Origin of the sequence: Aquipseudomonas guryensis (assembly GCF_014164785.1) — a bacterium.
GTDB lineage: Bacteria > Pseudomonadota > Gammaproteobacteria > Pseudomonadales > Pseudomonadaceae > Aquipseudomonas > Aquipseudomonas guryensis.
Genome location: NZ_JACJFN010000004.1, coordinates 48733 through 67903 on the forward strand (window position 1 = coordinate 48733; position 19171 = coordinate 67903).

The following is a 19171-nucleotide window of genomic DNA, read 5'->3' on the forward strand; positions in this document are numbered from 1 at the left end:
GCAGGTTTGGTGCTAGTCGGTGTTTGGCAAAGCTGCTACTCTCGGCCCGATTTTTTGCCGACCCGTCGGCGAAAATGCACACCAATCACAAAAAATAACCGCCAATGCGCGGTGTTAATAAGCTGTTGCTCAGGAGTAGGCTTTTCATGACCGAAAACTTCTGGAAGGACAAGTACCCTGTCGGGATCGCTGCCGAGATCGATGCCGACCAGTACCCCAATATTCAGACCGTACTGAAACAGTCCTGCCAACGCTTTGCCGACAAGCCTGCGTTCAGCAACCTGGGCAAGACACTCACCTACGGTGAGTTGTACGAGTTGTCCGGCGCTTTTGCCGCCTATCTGCAGAATCACACCGACCTCCAGCCCGGCGACCGCATCGCCGTACAACTGCCCAACGTCCTGCAATACCCGGTGGTGGTATTCGGCGCCATGCGTGCCGGTCTGGTAGTGGTCAACACCAACCCGCTGTACACCGCGCGGGAGATGGAACACCAGTTCAACGACTCCGGCGCTAAGGCCCTGGTCTGCCTGGCCAACATGGCCCACCTGGCCGAGGAAGTGCTGCCCAAGACCGGCATCAAGCACGTGGTGGTCACCGAAGTCGCCGACATGCTGCCGCTGCTCAAGCGCACCCTGGTCAACTTCGTCGTCAAGCATGTGAAGAAAATGGTCCCGGCCTACAACCTGCCGCAGGCCGTTACGATCAACCAGGCTCTGGCTAAGGGCCGTGGCAAGCCGGTAAAAGAAGCCAGCCCGCACAACGGTGACGTCGCCGTGCTGCAGTACACCGGCGGCACCACCGGTGTGGCCAAGGGCGCGATGCTGACCCACCGCAACCTGATCGCCAACATGCTGCAATCCAAGGAACTGATGGGCTCCAACCTCAACGAGGGTTGCGAGATCGTCATCTGTCCGCTGCCGCTGTACCACATCTACGCCTTCACCTTTCATTGCATGGCGATGATGCTCACCGGCAACCACAACATTCTCATTACCAACCCGCGCGACCTGCCGGGCACCGTGAAGGAACTGGGCAACTGGAAGTTCAGCGCCTTCGTTGGCCTCAACACCCTGTTCGTCGCCCTGTGCAACAGCGAAGACTTTCGCAAGCTGGACTTCTCCGCGCTGAAGCTGACCCTGTCCGGTGGCATGGCCCTGCAGTTGGCTGCCGCCGAGCGCTGGAAAGCCGTGACTGGTTGCGCCATCTGCGAAGGTTACGGCATGACCGAAACCAGCCCTGTGGTATCGGTGAACCCGTTCCAGAACATCCAGATTGGCACCATCGGCATCCCGGTACCGTCGACCCTGTGCAAGGTCATCGACGATGCCGGCAATGACCTGCCGATGGGCGAGCGTGGCGAACTGTGCGTCAAGGGCCCACAGGTGATGAAAGGCTACTGGCAGCGCCAGGAAGCTACCGACGAGATGCTCGACAAGGACGGCTGGCTGAAGACCGGCGACATCGCCGTGATCCAGGATGACGGTTTCATGCGCATCGTCGACCGTAAGAAGGACATGATTCTGGTGTCCGGCTTCAACGTCTACCCGAACGAGCTGGAAGATGTGCTGGTGACCCTGCCGGGCGTGCTGCTGTGCGCGGCCATCGGCGTGCCGGACGAGAAGTCTGGCGAGGCGATCAAGGTCTTCGTGGTGGTCAAACCAGGTGAAAGCCTGACCAAGGAGCAGGTGATGGAGCACATGCGTGCCAACCTCACCGGCTACAAGGTGCCGCGCTCTGTGGAGTTCCGCGACAGCTTGCCGACCACCAACGTCGGCAAGATCCTGCGTCGCGAGCTGCGTGACGAAGAGCTGAAGAAGATCGCCGCCAAGGCCTGATGCCTGCGCTGCAATGACAAAGCCCCGCTTCGGCGGGGCTTTGTCGTTTCTGTGGGGTGCTGACTCCAGGGAGGGGCGCGCACACCACAAACCGCACACTCAGGGGCTTATTACGATCTCGCGAGCCAGGCTCAGATAGGAAAGAACAGGCGAGGAAGCGAAGTTCACCAGCGGTAATTCCTTCCCACCCTTCGGAGCGCGCTAAACAAGCCGCGCTCCAAGGCTGTGTTGTGCCGAATGGCCGGCATGCAGCAGATCGTAGATAGGTTCTCAGAGCTTCTTGGCAGAGATGATCAGCACCGGCTGGCGCGGTACGTTCTGGTGCATGCCGCGGTTGCCGGTCGGAACCTGGGCGATCTTGTCGACCACTTCCATGCCGCGCACGACCTTGCCGAACACCGCATAGCCGAAGTCGCGGCCGCCGTGGTCGAGGAAGGCGTTGTCCTTGTGGTTGATGAAGAACTGGCTGGTGGCCGAGTCGACTACCTGAGTGCGAGCCATGGCCAGGGTGCCGCGCAGGTTGCGCAGGCCGTTGTCGGCTTCGTTCTTGATCGGGTCCTGGGTGTCTTTCTCGCCCATGTCGGCATCGAAACCGCCGCCCTGGATCATGAAGCCGGGGATCACCCGGTGGAACTGGGTGCCGTCGTAGAAGCCGGACTCCACATAGGCGAGGAAGTTCTTGGTGCTGATCGGCGCCTTGTCGGCGGCCAGCTCGATCTCGACTTCGCCGAGGCTGGTGGTCAGCAGCACATGGGGGTTGTCGGTGACAGTCTCGGCGGCCATCAGGTTGAGGCTGAGCAGCAGGCTGCAGGCGGCGAGGGCAAGTTTGTTCAGCATGGGTAGGTCCTTGTTTTCAGGTTTTTTCAACTGAGCCAATAAAACTCAGCAGGGTCGTGTTGAACTGATCGGGCTGATCCATCGGCGTGGCGTGACGCGACTGCTGGATGACCACCAGGCGCGCGTCGGGCAGCAGCTCGACATAGCTTTGCTTGTGCGCCACCGGGGTGTAGTCGCGGTCACCGCTGATCACCAAGGTAGGACAGGTGATGTTGCCCAGGTGTTCCCGGACACTCCAGCCGATGATGGCGTCGAGGCTGGCAAGGTAGGCGCGCTTGTCGTTCTGCGGCCAGCGTTGCTCGATCTTCTGCCGGAGCTCGGCTTGTTCCGGACGCGGGAAGAGGATGCGCCCGAGGCCCTTGCCGATGGTCTCCAGGCTAAGCAGGCGCGAGAGTGTCCAGCGCTTGCCCAGCTGCCACCAGTCGCCGAAGCTCTTGGCGCGGACTTCCGGGGTGCTGTTGACGATGGTCAGGCTGTGCAGCAGTTCAGGGCGCTCGACGCCAAGCTGGAAGGCAATCATGCCGCCCATGGAGATGCCGACCAGGTGCACCTTGCCGAGGTTTAGGTGCTCGATCAGGGCGGCCACGTCGTCGGCAAACTGCGCAATGCTGTAGGCCTCGCGCGGCTTGCCGGAGCGGCCGTGGCCACGCACGTCAAGGGCGATCACCCGGTGGCTGCGGCTGAGCAACGGCACCTGGTATTCCCAGTCACAGGTGCTCGAGCCGAGACCGTGTATCAGTAGCAGTGGGCTGCCCTGACCATGGTCTTCGAAGTGCAACTGGCAGCCGGCGTGTTCGAAATAGGACATGGCTGGGCCCTCAGTTGGCGGGCAGGGGCGCGGCGAACTGCGCATCGAGTGGGGCGGCATCGAAGGTCTTGATCAGTTCGACGAGGATCTGTGTGGCCGGGCCCAGGGGTTTTTCCTTGTTGGCATACAGCGAGAAGGAAGGGTTGCGCGTGCCGCCCTGGGCCAATGGCAGGGGCTTGAGCAGTCCTTCGCGTAGCTCGCGCTCGATCAGGTGGCGCGGCAACCAGGCAAAGCCCAGGCCGCTGCTGACGAAGGAGGCGGCGGTGGGCAGGCTGCCGACCGTCCAGCGCTGTTCGGCGCCGAGCCAGCCGACATCGCGCGGCTGGGTGCGGCCGGAGTCGCGGATCACCACCTGCATCTGGCTTTCCAGGTCCTGGAAGGTCAGTTCGCGCTGCAGGCGGTGCAGCGCATGATCAGGATGGGCGACGGCGACGAACTCGACGCTGCACAGCTCTGTGCCTAGGTAGCCGGAGATATTTAGGCTGGTGACAGCTAGATCAGCGGTGCCTTCCAGCAACACTTCCTCGACTCCCGACAGCACTTCCTCGCGCAGGCGCACGCGGCAACCGCGGCTCTGCGGGATGAACGCGGAGAGGGCGCGGACCAGACGGGCGTTGGGGTAGGCGGCGTCGACCACCAGGCGCACTTCTGCTTCCCAGCCCTGTTCCATGTAGTGGGCCAGGTCTTCCAGCTGGCTGGCCTGTTTGACCAGCTGCCGCGAGCGGCGCAGCAACACTTCGCCAGCCTCGGTCAGCACCGCCTTGCGCCCGTCAATGCGCAGCAGCGGCACGCCGAGCTGTTCCTGCATGCGCGCCACCGTGTAGCTCACCGAGGATTGCGAGCGATGCAGCACGTCGGCGGCCTGGGCGAAGCCGTTGTGGTCGACCACCGCCTGCAGCGTGCGCCATTGATCAAGGGTGACACGGGGCGCTTTCATCGTTGCTTCCTCTTCTCTACTCTTGGTGTCCCCTGAAGGAGACGCTGCATGAAAAAGCTTTGCCTGGCTCTGGTCACTCTGTTGCCGCTCACCGCCGTGGCTTATCCGGTAGAAATGAACAAGCAGATGAATGGCGCCGAAGTGTCGGCGAAGGCCGAGGATATCGACAGCGATATCGGCTCGGTGATGCTCTACAACTACGGTCAGCGCGCTGCCCAGTGCAAGGCGACGTTCCGCAATGGCCCGGATGCGCCGCGTACGCGCAAGATCGATCTGGCACCGGGGCAGAACAGCAACCTGACGGTGAAGTTCGCCCGTAAGGTGATCAAGCTGCGCGTCGACCTGACCTGTAAGCCCATCTGAGGTGTTAAGAAGAGCTGTAGGCAGCCTAGTGCGGAGCTGCCTACAAATCAACTTAATCGATAGTTAATAGCGGTTTTTTGCGCTTTTTAATCGATCTGTATCTGCCTAATCTGCCCCCATCGACGCACAACAACCCCGATGGAGGTAAGCCCAATGTCCCGTGTCCTGGTTATCGAAAGCAGCGCCCGCAAAGAAGGTTCCGTATCCCGTCAGCTGACCGCCGACTTCATCGGTCAGTGGCAAGCCGCCAATCCGCAGGATCAGATTCAGGTTCGCGATCTGGCCGTGGAGCAGGTGCCGCACCTGGATATCGATCTGCTCAGCGGCTGGATGAAGCCGGCCGAGCAGCAGAACGACGCGGAGAAGGCTGCTGCAGCCCGTTCCAACCTGCTCACCGACGAACTGCTGGCCGCTGATGTGCTGGTGCTGGCGGCGCCGATGTACAACTTCGCCATCCCCAGCACCCTGAAATCCTGGCTTGACCATGTGCTGCGTGCCGGCGTCACCTTCAAATACACCGAAACCGGCCCGCAAGGCCTTCTGACCGGCAAGCGCGCCTATGTGCTGACCGCCCGTGGCGGCGTCTACAGTGGTAGCGCGATGGATCACCAGGAGCCCTACCTGCGCCAGGCACTGGCCTTTGTCGGTATCCATGACGTGACCTTCATCCATGCCGAAGGCCTGAACATGGGCGCCGAGTTCCTCGAGAAGGGCCTGGCCCAGGCTCGCGAGCAGCTGGCCAAGGTTGCCTAAACTCCCACTGATCCACCGCTCTTCCCTCCGGGCCGTGCTCCTCGGCCCGACGTTTGACCCGCCAAGCCCCGCGTTTGGCGGGTCATTTTTTATCCGGCTGTATGCCCGCTTTTCTGTTCAACTGTGTTTGAAATATTGAACGGCCTATGTTGGGATAGTCGCCACTTAATTAGGGCCGGAGGCTCTCGTGCACTTGTCTGGTCGTGGTGTGGCGCTGTCGGTGGCTGCGTCGGTGCTGTTCGTGCTGATTCCCGGCTATGTGCGCGAGCTGGCACCCCTGGATGGCGTGCAGGTGTTCGCCCAGCGTATTCTCTGGTCGATTCCTGCCGTCCTGCTGCTGGTCGCCCTGGCGCGCCAGTGGACGGTATTGGCCGCAGCCTTTAATCGCCTGCGCCGCGAGCCGCTGCTGTTGCCTGCCTTGGTGCTGGCTGCGGCGCTGATGGGCGTGCAGTGGTTGCTATTCGTCTGGGCGCCGCTGGCCGGGCGCATGCTCGAAGTGTCGCTCGGCTATTTTCTCCTGCCGCTGGCCATGGTTCTGGTTGGCCGGCTGTTCTACGGCGAACGTCTGCGCCCGCTGCAGCGCCTGGCGGTGGTCTGTGCGCTGCTCGGCGTGGCCCATGAGTTGTGGCTAACCCAGGCATTTTCCTGGGTAACGCTGGTGGCAGCGCTGGGTTATCCGCCCTATTTCATGCTGCGCCGCTGGATGCGCCTGGATGCGCTGTCCGGTTTCATCCTGGAGATGCTGGTGCTGGCGCCGTTGGCGATCTGGCTGATCTATGCCCATGGTCCGCTCGGGGTGTTCGATCAGGTACCGCAGCTCTGGTGGTTGCTACCGGGGCTGGGGTTGCTCAGCGCCCTGGCCTTCGGCGCGATGATGGCAGCCAGTCGCCTGCTGCCGTTGGGCTTGTTCGGCATCCTCAGCTATGTCGAGCCGGTGCTGTTGTTTGCTCTGGCGGTCTTGTTTCTCGGCGAGACCTTCGACCCTCTGCAGTTGTGGACCTACGCGCCGATCTGGCTGGCTGTATTGCTGACCGGTTGGGACAGCGCGCGCTTGCTGCGCAAGCAGGCGCGGCAGGGGCTTTAGGGTGTGTTCCCGCTTCGTTCGCGAACCGCGTTGCTGCGCAAAATCGCGCCAGGCTAGGCGCGGGACGCAGGCAATGGTCATTCCCTTGGCAAGTCCCGCAACGACGCGTGGCGCGATTTTGCGCAGCAACCCGAAGGGACGGGCCTGTTTTTGCGTGGGACGTCGTTACTCGACGGCTCATTTGGACGACCAAACCTCGCGTCTCGCGCGATCCACATGGCTGTGGTGAATGCAGCAAGCCCGCCGGGAGCGGGCGCTGCCTAGCTCCGCGCAAAAACAGGCTCCGTCGCGGCCGCGAACGAAACGGGAACAGACCCTACGTCTGCTGAAAACTCTCTGGTACGGCGTTCTCTGGCAGGACCTGATAATGCAGTTGCACCACACCACTGCTGAAACTGCGTTGCTCATGCAGCTTGAGGTGGCGTTCCAGGCCGGTGGCAAAAAGCGGGATGCCGGCACCGAGCAGGTAAGGCACCAGGCTGACCACCAGTTCGTCGAGCAGGCCTGCCGCAAAGCAGGTGCCGGCCAGGGCGCCGCCGCCGACCAGCCAGATACGCTGACAGCCCAGCGCTTCGAGTTCGCTGAGGGCTTCTGCGGGGCTGGCATGCCGGGCGATCACGCCTGCTGGTGTCTGCTCCATGGAATGGCGGGTCAGGACTCTGCAGGGCTTGTCGGGGTAGGGCCAGTCGCCGGCGAAGCCCAAGACCGTGTCATAGGTGCCGCGGCCCATCAGCAGGCCATCGATGCTGGCATAGAAAGCCTGGTAGCCGTGGTCGTCGCCAGAGGCTTCGATTGGCTGCAGCCAGTCCACCCGGCCATCCGGACGGGCGATATAGCCATCCAGGCTGGCGGCCACGTAATAGATCAATGCTGGTTTCAAATGCGTGGCCCTCATAAACCCAGGCGACCCTGGGCAGGCCGCTAGAGCTTGGAGCCGCGCACGGTCGGCAAAGTTTCCTGCAACTCAGTCCAGTACGTTCTGCAGCACTTCATAGATGATGCCGGTGGCAATGGCGACCAGTACCACATCGGTACCGACCTGCTGCCACTCGTAGCCATCGTAGTGCGGCAGCTGTCCCTGCAGGCGACTGTCGAAGCGCTTGGCGATACCGGGCGGCAGCGGTTTGCCGCGCGCCAGGTTCTTGCGGATACCCGGTGGCAGCGCTTGCGTTGGGCCGATCAGCTCGCGGTTGTTGCCCAGGGTGATGCGCACCTGGCCGATGTCGATGGTCGGTCCGCGCAGGTCGACCTGAACATCCTCGCCACCACCGTGTTTGCCCTCATTGCTGTGTTTGTCATGCTTGGGTGCGGCACTGGCGCCATTAAGGCTGATGGCCAGGGCCAGGCCGGTGAGTACGAGAAAAGATGAGCGCGACATGCTGACTACTCCGTGTGGTGACAGGGCATTGGAGCCCGGTGGACGCTGGGTGTTCCCAGAGTGTTGTCGGGCTCAGGGGAAATGCCAAGGCCGTCTCCGCTTCCCGTGCAAACTTCAGGCTGCCACGCGCGCGCGCCCGGCCAGTAGGCGCAGGATGGCGTTGAGTAGCAGGCCATAGAGTGGCACGAATAGCATCAGGCTGACGGCCAGCTTGACGCCATAGTCCACCGTGGCGATTTCCACCCAGTGCTCGGCCATGAAGGCATTGCTGCTGCGCCAGAAGGCCACGGAGAAGAAGGCGAAGGTGTCCAGCAGGTTGCCGACGATGGTCGACAGGGTAGGGGCGATCCACCACTGCGGCAGGCGACGCAGGCGGTCGAACACCTGGATATCGAGGAACTGCCCGAGCACGTAGGCAAGGAAGCTGGCCACGGAAATGCGCAGGACGAATTCGTTGAATTGACCCAGCGCGGCAATGCCATGGAAGGCGCCTTCCTGGAACAGCACCGAGACCACGTAGGACGCCAGCAGCGCCGGCAGCATGACCCGGGCGATGACCTGGCGCGCCGGGCCTTTGCCGAGCAGGCGCACGGTCAGGTCGGTGGCGAGGAAGATGAACGGAAAGCTGAACGCGCCCCAGGTGGTATGCCAGCCGAACAGGGTGATCGGCAGCTGCACCAGGTAGTTGCTGGCGATGATGATGAGGATGTGGAAGGCGATCAGCAGCGCCAGCGCAGAGCGCCGACGCTGCTCAGGAAGCAGGGACATGGCAGAACCTTTTTAATGAATGGGGTTAGGGAACCCATGCTTTCGGGATTGAAAGCGGCGCGCATTCTATCTGCTTGCTCATCTTTGTACAAAAAACAAACAGTTTTCGGCGCGGATTGGATGAGTGGAAAACTGCCGTTCAGCCGGTGCCGAGTGGCTTTTTGCATAACAGAGGCGGTCATTTCTCCTGACAACCGGTAATCTATACGGCTGTTTTGCTGATTTTTTGTCGAGGTATGCCCCGTGTTCGCCCAATTCGCCCTGCATGAACGCCTGCTCAAGGCCGTCGCCGAGCTCAACTTCACCGAGCCGACGCCGGTGCAGCAAGCGGCGATTCCGCCGGCACTGGAAGGGCGCGACCTGCGGGTGACGGCGCAGACCGGCAGCGGCAAGACCGCGGCTTTCGTCCTGCCGCTGCTCAACCGCCTGATGGGCGATGCCCTGCCACGGGTGACCATTCGCGCGCTGATCCTGCTGCCGACCCGTGAACTGGCCCAGCAGACGCTCAAGGAAGTCGAGCGCTTCTCCCAGTTCACCTTCATCAAGTCGGGGATGATCACCGGCGGTGAGGACTTCAAGGTGCAGGCCGCCATGCTGCGCAAGGTGCCGGACATCCTTATCGGCACTCCGGGGCGCCTGCTCGAACACCTCAACGCCGGCACCCTCAAGCTCAACGACGTGGAAGTGCTGATCCTCGACGAAGCCGACCGCATGCTCGACATGGGCTTCTCCGAAGATGTGCAGCGCCTGGGCAAAGAGTGTGCGAACCGCCAGCAGACCATGCTGTTCTCCGCCACCAGCGGCGGCAACGGCCTGCGCGAGATGGTTGCCAGCGTGCTGCGTGAGCCGGTGCACCTCAAGCTCAACAGTGTCAGCGAGCTGAACGAGGGTACCCGCCAGCAGATCATCACCGCCGACCACAACTACCACAAGGAACAGCTGGTCGAGTGGCTGCTGGCCAACGAGACCTACCAGAAGGCAATCATCTTCACCAACACCCGTGTCCAGGCCGACCGCCTGTGGGGCAAGCTGGTGGCCGCCGAGCATAAGGTGTATGTGCTGCACGGCGAGAAGGACCAGAAGGACCGCAAGCTGGCCATCGACCGCATCAAGCAGGGCGGGGCCAAGGTGCTGGTTGCCACCGACGTGGCCGCCCGCGGCCTGGATGTCGACGGCATGGACCTGGTGATCAACTTCGACATGCCGCGCTCCGGCGACGACTACGTGCACCGCATCGGCCGCACCGGGCGTGCCGGTGGCGAGGGCCTGGCCATCTCGCTGATCACCCACAGTGACTGGAGCCTTATGTCGAGCATCGAGCGCTACCTCAAGCAGCGTTTCGAACGGCGCAATATCAAGGAGCTGAAGGGCATCTACCAGGGGCCGAAGAATCTCAAGGCTTCCGGCAAGCCGGTCGGGCCGAAGAAGAAAAAGGTCGACAAGAAGGACGCCAAGAAGCCGGGTGCCAAGGCCGCCGCACCCAAGCGCAAGCCGACTGCGCGACCGAACAATGCACCATCCGCGGTGGTCAGCCAGGACGGCCTGGCACCGCTCAAGCGCAAGAAGCCGGCGGCGGAATAAAAAAGGGGGCCAGATGGCCCCCTTTTTTATTGCCTGGCTGGTTCTATCAGGGAACGATCAGGACTTTGCCGCCACGCTCGCCACTGGCGGCTGCGGCGATGGCCTGCTTGATCTGGCTGATATTGAAGGTGGCGGCGACGCGTGCCTTGAGCTTGCCGGCGGCGATCAGCTGGGTCAGTTCGCCGAACACCTTGAACTGCTCGGCCGGGGTGGCTTTCTGGAACCACTTGGCCAGCCAGAAGCCGCGCAGGGTGACGTCGCGGAACACGAACGAGGCCGCCGATACCTGGCACGGCTGGCCGCTCATCAAACCGTAGTTCACCAGAGTGCCGCCTTCGCCCAGGGATGCGGCCAGGTGGTCGGTGGCCGTACCGCCGATGGCATCGATACCCAGCATCACTGGCGCGCCGCCAGTGGCTTCGCGTACGCGCTTGTGCAGGTCCGGGCCATCCACCAGCACCACGTCACCGCCTTCCGCCTTGACCTCGGCAATGGCCGACTCACGGCGCACCACGTTGATGGTCTTGAAGCCGCGCAGCTTGGCCAGCTGGATCAGATAACCGCCGACGCCCGAGTTGGCCGCATTCTGGATCACCCAGTCGCCTGGCTTGAGGTCGACGAACTCGCTGAGCAGCAAGGAGGCGGTCGGTGGGTTGATGGTCATCATCGCCAGTTGCTGCGGATCGGCGTCGGGTAGCGGAATCAGCTTGTTGGCCGGAGCATGCAGGTGGGTCACCCAGGTACCGCAGCCGACTGGCAGCAGCACGGTCTGGCCGACCTTGAGGTTACTCACGCCTTCACCCAGCTGCTCGACGCGGCCGACACCTTCGTTACCGCCAATTGCAGGCAGCGGCGGCAGCATGCCGTATTCGCCGGTCAGGGTGAGCACGTCGGACGGGTTGATCGGCGCCGCCAGGACCTTGACCAGCACCTGGCCGGCCGGCAGTGCGGGCAGGGTCAGTTCGACCGCTTCGATAACATCCTGAGGCACCTTGCCGCGGTGCTGGTATTCGGCTTTGAGCATGGGGTTTCTCCAAACGAACCATGGGGCAGTAAGGGCAAGAGTCTAGCCCCTAGTTACCGGCCGTGGATGAATCCTCGGACATACGCCATGGTGATGGCGCGGCACCTGTTGCTGAGCCTATCCTAGACAGATTCTTCGGGGGTGCAGGCATGCCGTGTCGCTGTTGGCTGTGGGGGTTGATGCTGCTGGCATCCAGCGTAATGGCCGAGCCGCTGCGAATCGGTTTCGGCACGCACAAACCGCCTTACATTTTCGAGAATGAAGCACGCGGCCTGGAGTACGACATCGTCGCCGCAGCCGTGAGCGCGGCCGGTTTTACCCTGGAGGCGTACTACGCGCCGATGGAGCGCCTGCACCTGGCGCTGCGCCGTGGTGAGCTGGACGGTATCGCCACGACCAATCCGCAAAGTGGTATCCAGGCGTTCTACTCGACGCCCTATATCCACTATCACAACGCAGCGGTGGCTTTGTCCGCGCGGGGCTATCGCATCAGCAGTATCGCCGAGTTGGCGAATTACTCTATCAGCACCTTCCAGCGTGCCCGTTTTCTGTTGGGGCCAGAGTTTCAGGCCATGGCGGAGGCCAATCCGCGCTACCGCGAGGAGGCTCAGCAGATCAACCGCAATCGCCTGCTCTACAGTGGCCGCGTCGATGTGGTGGTGGGGGATTCGCGCATCCTGCGCTATTTCAATCACGAGGTGGCCAAGCAGGTCGATACCAGCCAGCCGCTGACCTGGTACATGCTGCTGCCGGCTACACCCTACAGTGTTGGCTTTCGTCTGGACGAGCAGCGCGAACGCTTTGATCGTGGTTTGTCGACGATACGGGCCAGCGGCGAATACCTGCGGATAGAGCAGCGTTACGCCGACTACTGAATGTCGCCGGCGCGTGGTTCAGAACTTCTCGTTCGGTCCCAGATAGCGCCACTGGCCAACCGGCAGCTTGGCCATGCCGGTGCGGCCGATCCGCAGGCGGCGGATGCCCACGACCTGCAGGCCGACGCTTTCGCACATGAAGCGGATCTGCCCCGGCTGGGTCGCCTTGATGGCGAAGCGCAGGCGGTTTTCGCTCTGCCAGCTGACCTTGCACGGCGCCAGTGTCACGCCCTTGTAGCTGAGGCCGAAGGCCAGGCGCTTGAGGCCGTTACCAACCATCTCGCCGCTGACTTCGACCACGTACTCGTGCTCCAGCTGGTCGGCATCGTCCTTGAGCAGGCGGATCACCGAGCGGTTCTGGCTGAACACCAGCAGGCCGCTGGCGTCGGTTTCCAGCGGGGTGAGCATGTCCAGGCGGGTGAAGTGGCGCTGCAGCGGGCGAATGCCGCTGGCATCGTTTTCCATCTGGTTGGCCAGGGTCAGCAGTTGCTGTACGGAATTGGCCCCCATGCCACAGCCCAGGCCTGCCGGCTTGTGCAGGATGATGGTCACCGGCGGCAGGGTTTCCGCCACGGCGCCGGGGAGCAGGGCGATCTGCTCGTCGCGCACCTTGAACTGCGGCTCTTCCACCACGCGGCCGTCGACGGTGACCCAACCGTTCTCGATATACAGCTCCGCCTCGCGGCGTGAGCAGGGCAGCTGTTGGGTCAGGCGTTTGGACAGGCGCTCGGGTTCGCTCATGGTGGTAGCAGTCACAAAAGGAAATGAAAGGTGATTGTAACCGGCTGGGAGCCTCTACCGGGATTGGGCTACAAGAATGCTGTCTGGATGGAGGTATCAACATGGTCAGAAATTTCCTGCTCAGCCTGCTCCTGGGCCTGCCGCTACTGACGTTGGCGGAGGTGGAGCAGAGTGAGCTGGGTACGCTGCAGCTGCACGAAGTGGTGCGTGGCCTGGAGCACCCTTGGAGCGTGGCTTTTCTGCCGGATGGTCAGGGCAGCCTGATCACCGAGCGGCCGGGACGCCTGCGCTGGCTGGATGCGCAGGGACGGCTGTCGACGCCGCTGGCGGGGGTGCCGCCGGTCTTCGCCGTTGGTCAGGGTGGCTTGCTGGATGTCGTGTTGTCGCCAGACTTTGCCCGTGATCGGCTGGTCTATCTCAGCTATGCCGAGGCCGCTGCCAGTGGCGACTTGGCCGGCACGGCGGTGGGGCGCGCGCGCCTGGCGGACGATGGGCGCAGCCTGGAGCAGTTCCAGGTGATTTTTCGCCAGGAGCCCAAACTGTCCAGTGGCATTCACTTTGGCTCGCGCCTGGTGTTCGATCGCCAGGGGCTGCTGTTCATCACTCTGGGCGAGAACAATCAGCGCGCCACCGCCCAGGATCTCGACAAGTTGCAGGGCAAGCTGGTGCGCATCCAGGCGGATGGCCGGGTGCCGGCCGACAACCCCTTTGCCGAGCGGGCCGGGGCGCGGGCGGAAATCTGGTCCTACGGCCACCGCAACCCTCAAGGTGCTGCGCTCAATCCCTGGACGGGCCAGCTCTGGCTGCATGAGCACGGCCCACGCGGCGGTGACGAGATCAATATTCCCCAGGCCGGCAAGAACTACGGCTGGCCGTTGGCGACCCACGGCATCAACTACAGCTTCCTGCCGATCCCGGAAGCCGAAGGCGAGCGGGTGGCCGGCACCGAAGAGCCCCATCATGTCTGGGAGAAGTCGCCAGCACTGAGCGGTATGGCGTTCTACTCGGCGGAGCGTTATCCGGCCTGGCAGCACAACCTGTTCATTGGCGCGTTGGCCGGGCAGGCGCTGATCCGCCTGCAGCTTGAGGGCGACAAGGTCGTGCATGAGGAGCGCTTGCTGACGGAGCGCGGCTGGCGCATCCGCGACGTGCGCCAGGGGCCGGACGGCTATCTCTATGTGCTGACCGATGAGGCAGACGGCAAGCTGCTACGCCTTGGGTTGCAGCCCTAGCGGATTTGAACTGAGCCAAGGCGAGCATTGCCCCTGCACTGTGCTCGCCTGGCTTGAGATTTTGAGCTGTTCTAGCGGTTACGCGCGCCGCCGAACGAGCCGCAGCCGCGGTAGATCTGCCCGTCCAAACGCAGCTCGGCGCTCAGGTGCTGCACCGTACCGCTCATGCTGTCGGTGCAGCGTTGCGGGGCTACCCACAGGTCCAGGCGCTGGCCGTTGGCTTCGCTGCTCAGGCTGAAGCGACCGTCCGGCAGGGCTTCTTCCAGATAGGGCAGGGCGAGCGCCGGCTGGCCTGGGCGCAGCAGTGCCAGGCCCTTGCCAGTGACGTTGATGCTCCAGTCAGGCTCATGGCCATTGGCACGCAGGAGCAGGCGCTGGAAGCCGGCTTCGTTGCAGGCCGGGCCTTCGCGCTGGATGCGATACACCTCGTTGAGCTGCAGCTGACCATCGGCACCCTCTACCGAACTGGCGCCGAGCTGGCCACTGACATCGGCGAACAGCGGGCCCGGGCCGTCGGCGAGCAGTTCTGCCGCTTCGCGCACGATATCGGTACTGCCGTCGTTGCTGATGCTGAACTGGCGTTGTTCGCCGCAGGGGCGGAACTGCAGGCCACTGCTGCCGGCGCTCAGCTCGCCCTGCAGGCGCTGCATGGGCAGCGGTGGCTCAGGCTGCTGGAATACCTGGCAACCGGCGAACAGCGGCACGAGGACGAACAACAGGGAACGGGCAGGGGACATGACAGGCTCTCCGGGCAAAGTGCGGCCACGTTACCCAGAGCCTGCTCCGATCTCAAGGGCGGCCTGTGGTTGTATATTCGCCGCCGGCGAACCATCCTCAATGTGCTCCTTTCTTACCTGCTGTTGAGTGTGATCATGGATAGAAACACCGGCTCGGGCCTGTCGTTCGCCAAACGCCTCTATCTACCGCGCTGTATCGGCCTGGGCATCGGCTTCTTCTGCGTGGCCGCCGCGCTGTGGGAGATGCAGCTGGCGCCCGGGGTCTGGGCACTGCTGCTGTTCAATGGCTACCTCTGGCCACACCTGGCCTACCAGTGGGCACGCCTGTCCGCGCAGCCCTACCGCACCGAGCGGCGCAACCTGCTGATCGATTCGCTGTTCGGTGGCTTCTGGGCCGGTGTCATGCAGTTCAGCGCGCTGCCGACGGTGACCATCCTGGCGATGATGGCGATGAACAACATTGCTGCCGGCGGTGGGCGGCTGTTTCTCCTCGGCAGCCTGGCGCAAGTGGGCGGCGCGCTGCTGGCCATGCTGCTGTTCGGCGCGGTATTCGACCCGCACACCAGCATGCGCGAGCTGTATGCCTGCCTGCCGATGCTGGTGCTCTATCCGCTGGCGCTGGGCATGGTCTGCTACCAACTGACCATCCGCCTGGCCGAACACAAGCAGGCCTTGCGCGCCGTCAGTCGCACCGACAGCCTGACCAGTCTGTTCAACCACGGGCACTGGAAAGACCTGCTGCAGATCGAGTTCGACAAGTGCCGCCATGGCCAGCAGCGAGCCACCCTGGCGCTGATCGATATCGATCACTTCAAGACGATCAATGACAACCATGGCCACCTGGTGGGCGACAGCGTGTTGCGCCAGCTCAGTGAAACGCTGGTCGCAAGCCTGCGCAACGAGGACCTGGCCGGGCGCTATGGTGGCGATGAGTTCTGCGTGATTCTGCCGAACACCCCGCCGGTCATGGCCAGCGAGGTGATGGAGCGCCTGCGGCGCAGTTTTGCTGAAGTGCGCAGCCAGCTGGCGCCGGGGCTGCATGTGAGTTTGAGCATTGGCCTGGCCGGTTATAGCCCGTTTCAGGGCAATGCCAGCGACTGGCTGGAGGATGCCGATCGGGCGCTGTACCAGGCGAAAAGTGAGGGACGCAACCGTACGGTGATAGCCACCGATGGCCCCAGGGATGCACTGCCCGCTAGCGAGTAAGCCAAGATTCCCAGCTGGCCGCGCACGTGTCAGGCTAGCGACCTTTGTCACAGCACGGATACCCGCATGTCCAGCGAAGCCGATACCACCCCGGGCATTGACCCGCTCAGCGCCATCGAAGCGCGCATCCTCGGTTGCCTGATCGAGAAGCAGGCAACCACGCCGGAAACCTACCCGCTTACCGTGAATGCCGTGGTTCTGGCCTGCAACCAGAAGACCAGCCGCGAACCGTTGATGAGTCTCACCGAAGGCCAGGTCGGCCAGGGCCTGCGCAGCCTCGAAGGGCGAGGTCTGACTCGCTTGGTGATGGGCGGCCGTGCCGACCGCTGGGAACAGCGGGCAGACAAGACCCTGGAACTGGTCAAGCCGCAAGTGGCGCTGATCGGCCTGCTGCTGTTGCGCGGCCCGCAGACCCTCAACGAACTGCTTACGCGCAGCAACCGCCTGTTCCAGTTCGATGATGTCGCCGAAGTGCAGCACCAGCTGGAACGCCTGGCTGGCCGTGGCCTGGCATTTCTGCTGCCGCGTCAGTCCGGCCAGCGCGAGGATCGTTACATGCACCTGCTTGGCGAACCGGCCGATCTGGAAGCCCTGCTGGCCGCCCGTAGCCAGGCCGACAGCGCGCCGCGCAGCAGTGGCGCGGACGACAGCCGCATCGCAGAACTGGAAGCCCGGGTGGCGGCGCTGGAAGAGCGTCTGACGCGTCTGGAAGGCTGAACCAGGTTCCAGGGTGCGCTTTGCGCACCCTGGATGAAGCTACCGGCTGAGCGGCCTGGAAAGATCGCCAAGCGCTTCTCGCTAGCTTCAGGATTCATTAAGACTCGCTGCAGATACTCACCTCCACGAACTGTCCCGTGGAGGGAGCCCGATGCATCATCCCGAGTGGAATACTGTCTTCCCGCTGCACTTCGGTGCCGATCCGCAGAGCCAATCCAGCCTTTGCCTGGTGGGTGAGCAGGATCAGCAGCGTGCGGCTTACCAGCACTTCATTCACCAGCGTTTCAACGAAGCCCATGGCGCCCGGGTCAGCCACTTCATGCCCGAACTGCTCGGCTTGCGCACGCCCCAGGCAGAGCTGACCGCCGTCTGTGGGGCGCGCCTGGCGCGCAGTGAAGAGCTGTTTCTCGAGCAGTACCTGCAGGCGCCGGTGGAGAGCGTGATTGCCCGTCTGGCCGAACGCCCGGTCAGTCGCAGTGAGATCGTCGAAGTCGGCAACCTGGCCGCGATCAGTCCCGGCAATGCACGCTTGATCATCATCGCCATGACCTGCCTGCTGGCCCGCCGCGGCCTGCAATGGGTGGTGTTCACCGGTGCCGCGACCCTGATCAACAGCTTCCGTCGCCTGGGCCTGGAGCCCCTGCGCCTGTGCGAGGCCGACCCGCAGCGCCTCGGCGAACAGCAGCATGACTGGGGCCAGTACTACGCGCAGCGGCCCCAGGTGTTCGCCGGCAATATCCAGCTTGGCTATCGACAGCTGTGCGAGCAGGGCGTGCTGCAGCGCCTGGGTTTTTTCCTCTGTGAGGATGCCTCCCATGCAGCCTGAATTGCAGTCCTTGCGCAACGCTCTGCAGCGCCATGCTGAGACACAACCCCAGCGCCTGGCCTTGTGGGGCGACAGTGTGCGCGTGGATTACCAGAGCCTGCTGCAGGAAGTGCAGCGCCGTGAAGCCTTGCTGCGCATGCAGGGCGCCAAGGTGTTCGCCCTGGCCCTGGAAAACGGCACCGAGGCCGTGCTCTGGGACCTGGCCGGATTGTTTGCCGGCATTGCCTGCGTGATCCTGCCGCCGTTCTTCAGCCCGGCCCAGCGCGCCCACTGCCTGCAGCAGAGTCGGGCGACTCTGGTGATTGCCGAAGACAGCATGGCCGAGGAGTTGCAGAACTGCGGTTATCAGCACGATGACTTGTTCTGGCGCCTGTCGGCAGACGCAGACAGCAGCCATCTGCCCGCCGGTACGGCCAAGATCACCTATACCTCCGGCACCACCGGCACGCCCAAGGGCGTGTGCCTGAGTGCCGAGGCCATGCTGCGCGTGGCCCGCGAGCTGGAGGATGTCAGTCGCAGCAGTGCACCGCAGCATTACCTGGCGGTGCTGCCCCTGGCCGTGTTGCTGGAAAACCTCGGCCTCTACGCCGCCTTGCTGGCCGGTGCCACCCTCAGCGTGCCGTCGCAGCGCCAGCTGGGCATTCAGGGCGCCAGCGGCGTCGACTGGTCGCGCCTGCTCGGCCTGTTGATGGTGCGGGGCGCGCAAAGCCTGATCCTGGTGCCGCAACTGCTGCTCGGCCTGGTTACCGCCATCGAGCGCGGCGCGGTGCCGGCCAGTGGTTTCCGTTTTATTGCGGTGGGCGGCGCCAAGGTCTCGCCGGACCTGCTGCAGCGCGCTGCCCGCGTCGGTCTGCCGGTGTATGAAGGCTACGGCCTGTCCGAGTGCGCCTCGGTGGTCTGCCTCAATCGCCCCGAGGCCAATCGACCCGGCAGCGTCGGCAAGCCGCTTAGCCATGTGCAGGTACGCCTGGCCGAAGATGGCGAAGTGCTGGTCAGTGGCTCGACCCTGCTCGGTTACCTCGGTGAGCAGGCCTTCAGCGGCGAGTGGTGGCCCACCGGCGATATTGGCGAATTCGATGCCGATGGCTACCTCTACCTGCGCGGGCGCAAGAAGCACCAGTTCACCACCAGCTTCGGCCGCAACGTCAACCCGGAGTGGGTGGAAGCCGAGCTGACCCAGCGTGGCGTCATCGCCCAGGCCTTCGTGCATGGCGAGAGCCTGCCGCGCAATGTCGCGCTGCTCTGGCCCTTCGACCCGAGTTGCCCGGACAGCGTGCTGGAAACCGCCGTGCAGGCGGCCAATGCCGGCTTGCCGGACTACGCCCGGGTCGGCCACTGGCGGCGTCTGGAACAACCCTTTAGCCCCGCCAATGGCCTGCTCACGGCCAATGGCCGGCCCCGCCGCGACGCCATCCTGGCGCACTACGGCGAACTCTTTTCCGAATTCTTAACCGCATGAGGTCAAC

At 63.5% G+C, this 19171-nt stretch carries 20 protein-coding genes; 11 read left to right on the forward strand and 9 right to left on the reverse strand.

The window, feature by feature from the left end; genetic code table 11:
• Window positions 1-146 precede the first annotated feature (146 nt).
• Window positions 147-1838 (forward strand): long-chain-fatty-acid--CoA ligase FadD1, encoded by a 1692-nt coding sequence (gene fadD1, locus H3H45_RS15375; protein ID WP_182834604.1) that lies wholly within the window; start codon window positions 147-149, stop codon window positions 1836-1838.
• Window positions 1839-2108: 270 nt separating this feature from the next.
• Here the strand turns inward: fadD1 and H3H45_RS15380 are convergent, their stop codons facing one another.
• Genes H3H45_RS15380 through H3H45_RS15390 form a run of 3 tightly spaced genes read right to left on the reverse strand, consistent with a single transcriptional unit; the run spans window position 2109 to window position 4420 of the window.
• Window positions 2109-2675 carry a peptidylprolyl isomerase gene (locus tag H3H45_RS15380; protein WP_182834605.1) on the reverse strand — a complete coding sequence of 189 codons (567 nt, stop codon included), beginning with the start codon at window positions 2673-2675 and terminating at the stop codon, window positions 2109-2111.
• A 16-nt stretch (window positions 2676-2691) separates the two neighbouring features.
• Window positions 2692-3483, reverse strand: coding sequence for an alpha/beta fold hydrolase (locus H3H45_RS15385; RefSeq protein WP_182834606.1), 792 nt, complete (start codon window positions 3481-3483; stop codon window positions 2692-2694).
• 10 nt (window positions 3484-3493) lie between these two features.
• Complete coding sequence (locus H3H45_RS15390) at window positions 3494-4420, reverse strand: LysR family transcriptional regulator (RefSeq protein WP_182834607.1); 927 nt, start codon at window positions 4418-4420, stop codon at window positions 3494-3496.
• Between the two features lie 48 nt (window positions 4421-4468).
• Here H3H45_RS15390 and H3H45_RS15395 point away from each other — a divergent pair, with 48 nt between their 5' ends.
• The 3 genes from H3H45_RS15395 (at window position 4469) to rarD (ending at window position 6620) form a co-directional block, all read left to right on the forward strand.
• Complete coding sequence (locus tag H3H45_RS15395; protein WP_182834608.1) at window positions 4469-4783, forward strand: 3-phosphoglycerate kinase; 315 nt, start codon at window positions 4469-4471, stop codon at window positions 4781-4783.
• Between the two features lie 153 nt (window positions 4784-4936).
• Entirely contained in the window at window positions 4937-5536 is a 600-nt protein-coding gene (locus H3H45_RS15400; protein WP_182834609.1) for an FMN-dependent NADH-azoreductase, read from the forward strand.
• Between the two features lie 187 nt (window positions 5537-5723).
• The gene (rarD, locus tag H3H45_RS15405) at window positions 5724-6620 is read left to right on the forward strand and encodes an EamA family transporter RarD (RefSeq protein ID WP_182834610.1); all 897 of its coding nucleotides are present in this window, start codon (window positions 5724-5726) and stop codon (window positions 6618-6620) included.
• Window positions 6621-6936: 316 nt separating this feature from the next.
• On the opposite strand, the gene H3H45_RS15410 is transcribed toward rarD, so the two are convergent.
• The 3 genes from H3H45_RS15410 to H3H45_RS15420 all read right to left on the reverse strand — a co-directional run bounded on the left by H3H45_RS15410 (window position 6937) and on the right by H3H45_RS15420 (window position 8766).
• On the reverse strand, window positions 6937-7500 hold the full coding sequence (locus H3H45_RS15410; RefSeq protein ID WP_182834611.1) for a dihydrofolate reductase family protein: 564 nt from the start codon (window positions 7498-7500) through the stop codon (window positions 6937-6939).
• A gap of 84 nt (window positions 7501-7584) precedes the next feature.
• The gene (locus H3H45_RS15415) at window positions 7585-7998 is read right to left on the reverse strand and encodes an anti-virulence regulator CigR family protein (RefSeq protein ID WP_182834612.1); all 414 of its coding nucleotides are present in this window, start codon (window positions 7996-7998) and stop codon (window positions 7585-7587) included.
• 114 nt (window positions 7999-8112) lie between these two features.
• Window positions 8113-8766, reverse strand: coding sequence for a 7-cyano-7-deazaguanine/7-aminomethyl-7-deazaguanine transporter (locus tag H3H45_RS15420; protein ID WP_182834613.1), 654 nt, complete (start codon window positions 8764-8766; stop codon window positions 8113-8115).
• Window positions 8767-9009: 243 nt separating this feature from the next.
• Here H3H45_RS15420 and H3H45_RS15425 point away from each other — a divergent pair, with 243 nt between their 5' ends.
• Window positions 9010-10347, forward strand: coding sequence for a DEAD/DEAH box helicase (locus H3H45_RS15425; RefSeq protein WP_182834614.1), 1338 nt, complete (start codon window positions 9010-9012; stop codon window positions 10345-10347).
• 46 nt (window positions 10348-10393) lie between these two features.
• On the opposite strand, the gene H3H45_RS15430 is transcribed toward H3H45_RS15425, so the two are convergent.
• Window positions 10394-11371 carry a zinc-dependent alcohol dehydrogenase family protein gene (locus H3H45_RS15430; RefSeq protein WP_182834615.1) on the reverse strand — a complete coding sequence of 326 codons (978 nt, stop codon included), beginning with the start codon at window positions 11369-11371 and terminating at the stop codon, window positions 10394-10396.
• A 149-nt stretch (window positions 11372-11520) separates the two neighbouring features.
• Here H3H45_RS15430 and H3H45_RS15435 point away from each other — a divergent pair, with 149 nt between their 5' ends.
• Window positions 11521-12246: a substrate-binding periplasmic protein gene (locus H3H45_RS15435; RefSeq protein ID WP_235983755.1), complete on the forward strand. Its 726-nt coding sequence runs from the start codon at window positions 11521-11523 to the stop codon at window positions 12244-12246.
• 18 nt (window positions 12247-12264) lie between these two features.
• Here the strand turns inward: H3H45_RS15435 and H3H45_RS15440 are convergent, their stop codons facing one another.
• Window positions 12265-12987: an rRNA pseudouridine synthase gene (locus tag H3H45_RS15440; RefSeq protein ID WP_182834616.1), complete on the reverse strand. Its 723-nt coding sequence runs from the start codon at window positions 12985-12987 to the stop codon at window positions 12265-12267.
• Window positions 12988-13088: 101 nt separating this feature from the next.
• Here H3H45_RS15440 and H3H45_RS15445 point away from each other — a divergent pair, with 101 nt between their 5' ends.
• Complete coding sequence (locus tag H3H45_RS15445) at window positions 13089-14219, forward strand: PQQ-dependent sugar dehydrogenase (RefSeq protein WP_182834617.1); 1131 nt, start codon at window positions 13089-13091, stop codon at window positions 14217-14219.
• Window positions 14220-14290: 71 nt separating this feature from the next.
• Here H3H45_RS15445 and H3H45_RS15450 read toward each other — a convergent pair whose 3' ends face one another.
• Window positions 14291-14956: a COG3650 family protein gene (locus H3H45_RS15450; RefSeq protein WP_182834618.1), complete on the reverse strand. Its 666-nt coding sequence runs from the start codon at window positions 14954-14956 to the stop codon at window positions 14291-14293.
• A 135-nt stretch (window positions 14957-15091) separates the two neighbouring features.
• On the opposite strand from H3H45_RS15450, the gene H3H45_RS15455 reads away from it, so the two are divergent.
• The 4 genes from H3H45_RS15455 (at window position 15092) to H3H45_RS15470 (ending at window position 19164) form a co-directional block, all read left to right on the forward strand.
• The gene (locus H3H45_RS15455; RefSeq protein WP_182834619.1) at window positions 15092-16162 is read left to right on the forward strand and encodes a diguanylate cyclase; all 1071 of its coding nucleotides are present in this window, start codon (window positions 15092-15094) and stop codon (window positions 16160-16162) included.
• Window positions 16163-16228: 66 nt separating this feature from the next.
• A complete protein-coding gene (locus H3H45_RS15460) occupies window positions 16229-16879 on the forward strand; it encodes a YceH family protein (protein ID WP_182834620.1) in 651 nt (216 codons plus the stop codon).
• A 151-nt stretch (window positions 16880-17030) separates the two neighbouring features.
• Window positions 17031-17705: a thermostable hemolysin gene (locus H3H45_RS15465; RefSeq protein ID WP_182834621.1), complete on the forward strand. Its 675-nt coding sequence runs from the start codon at window positions 17031-17033 to the stop codon at window positions 17703-17705.
• A complete protein-coding gene (locus tag H3H45_RS15470) occupies window positions 17695-19164 on the forward strand; it encodes an AMP-binding protein (RefSeq protein WP_182834622.1) in 1470 nt (489 codons plus the stop codon). Before H3H45_RS15465 ends, H3H45_RS15470 begins: the two co-directional genes overlap by 11 nt.
• Window positions 19165-19171: the final 7 nt, after the last annotated feature.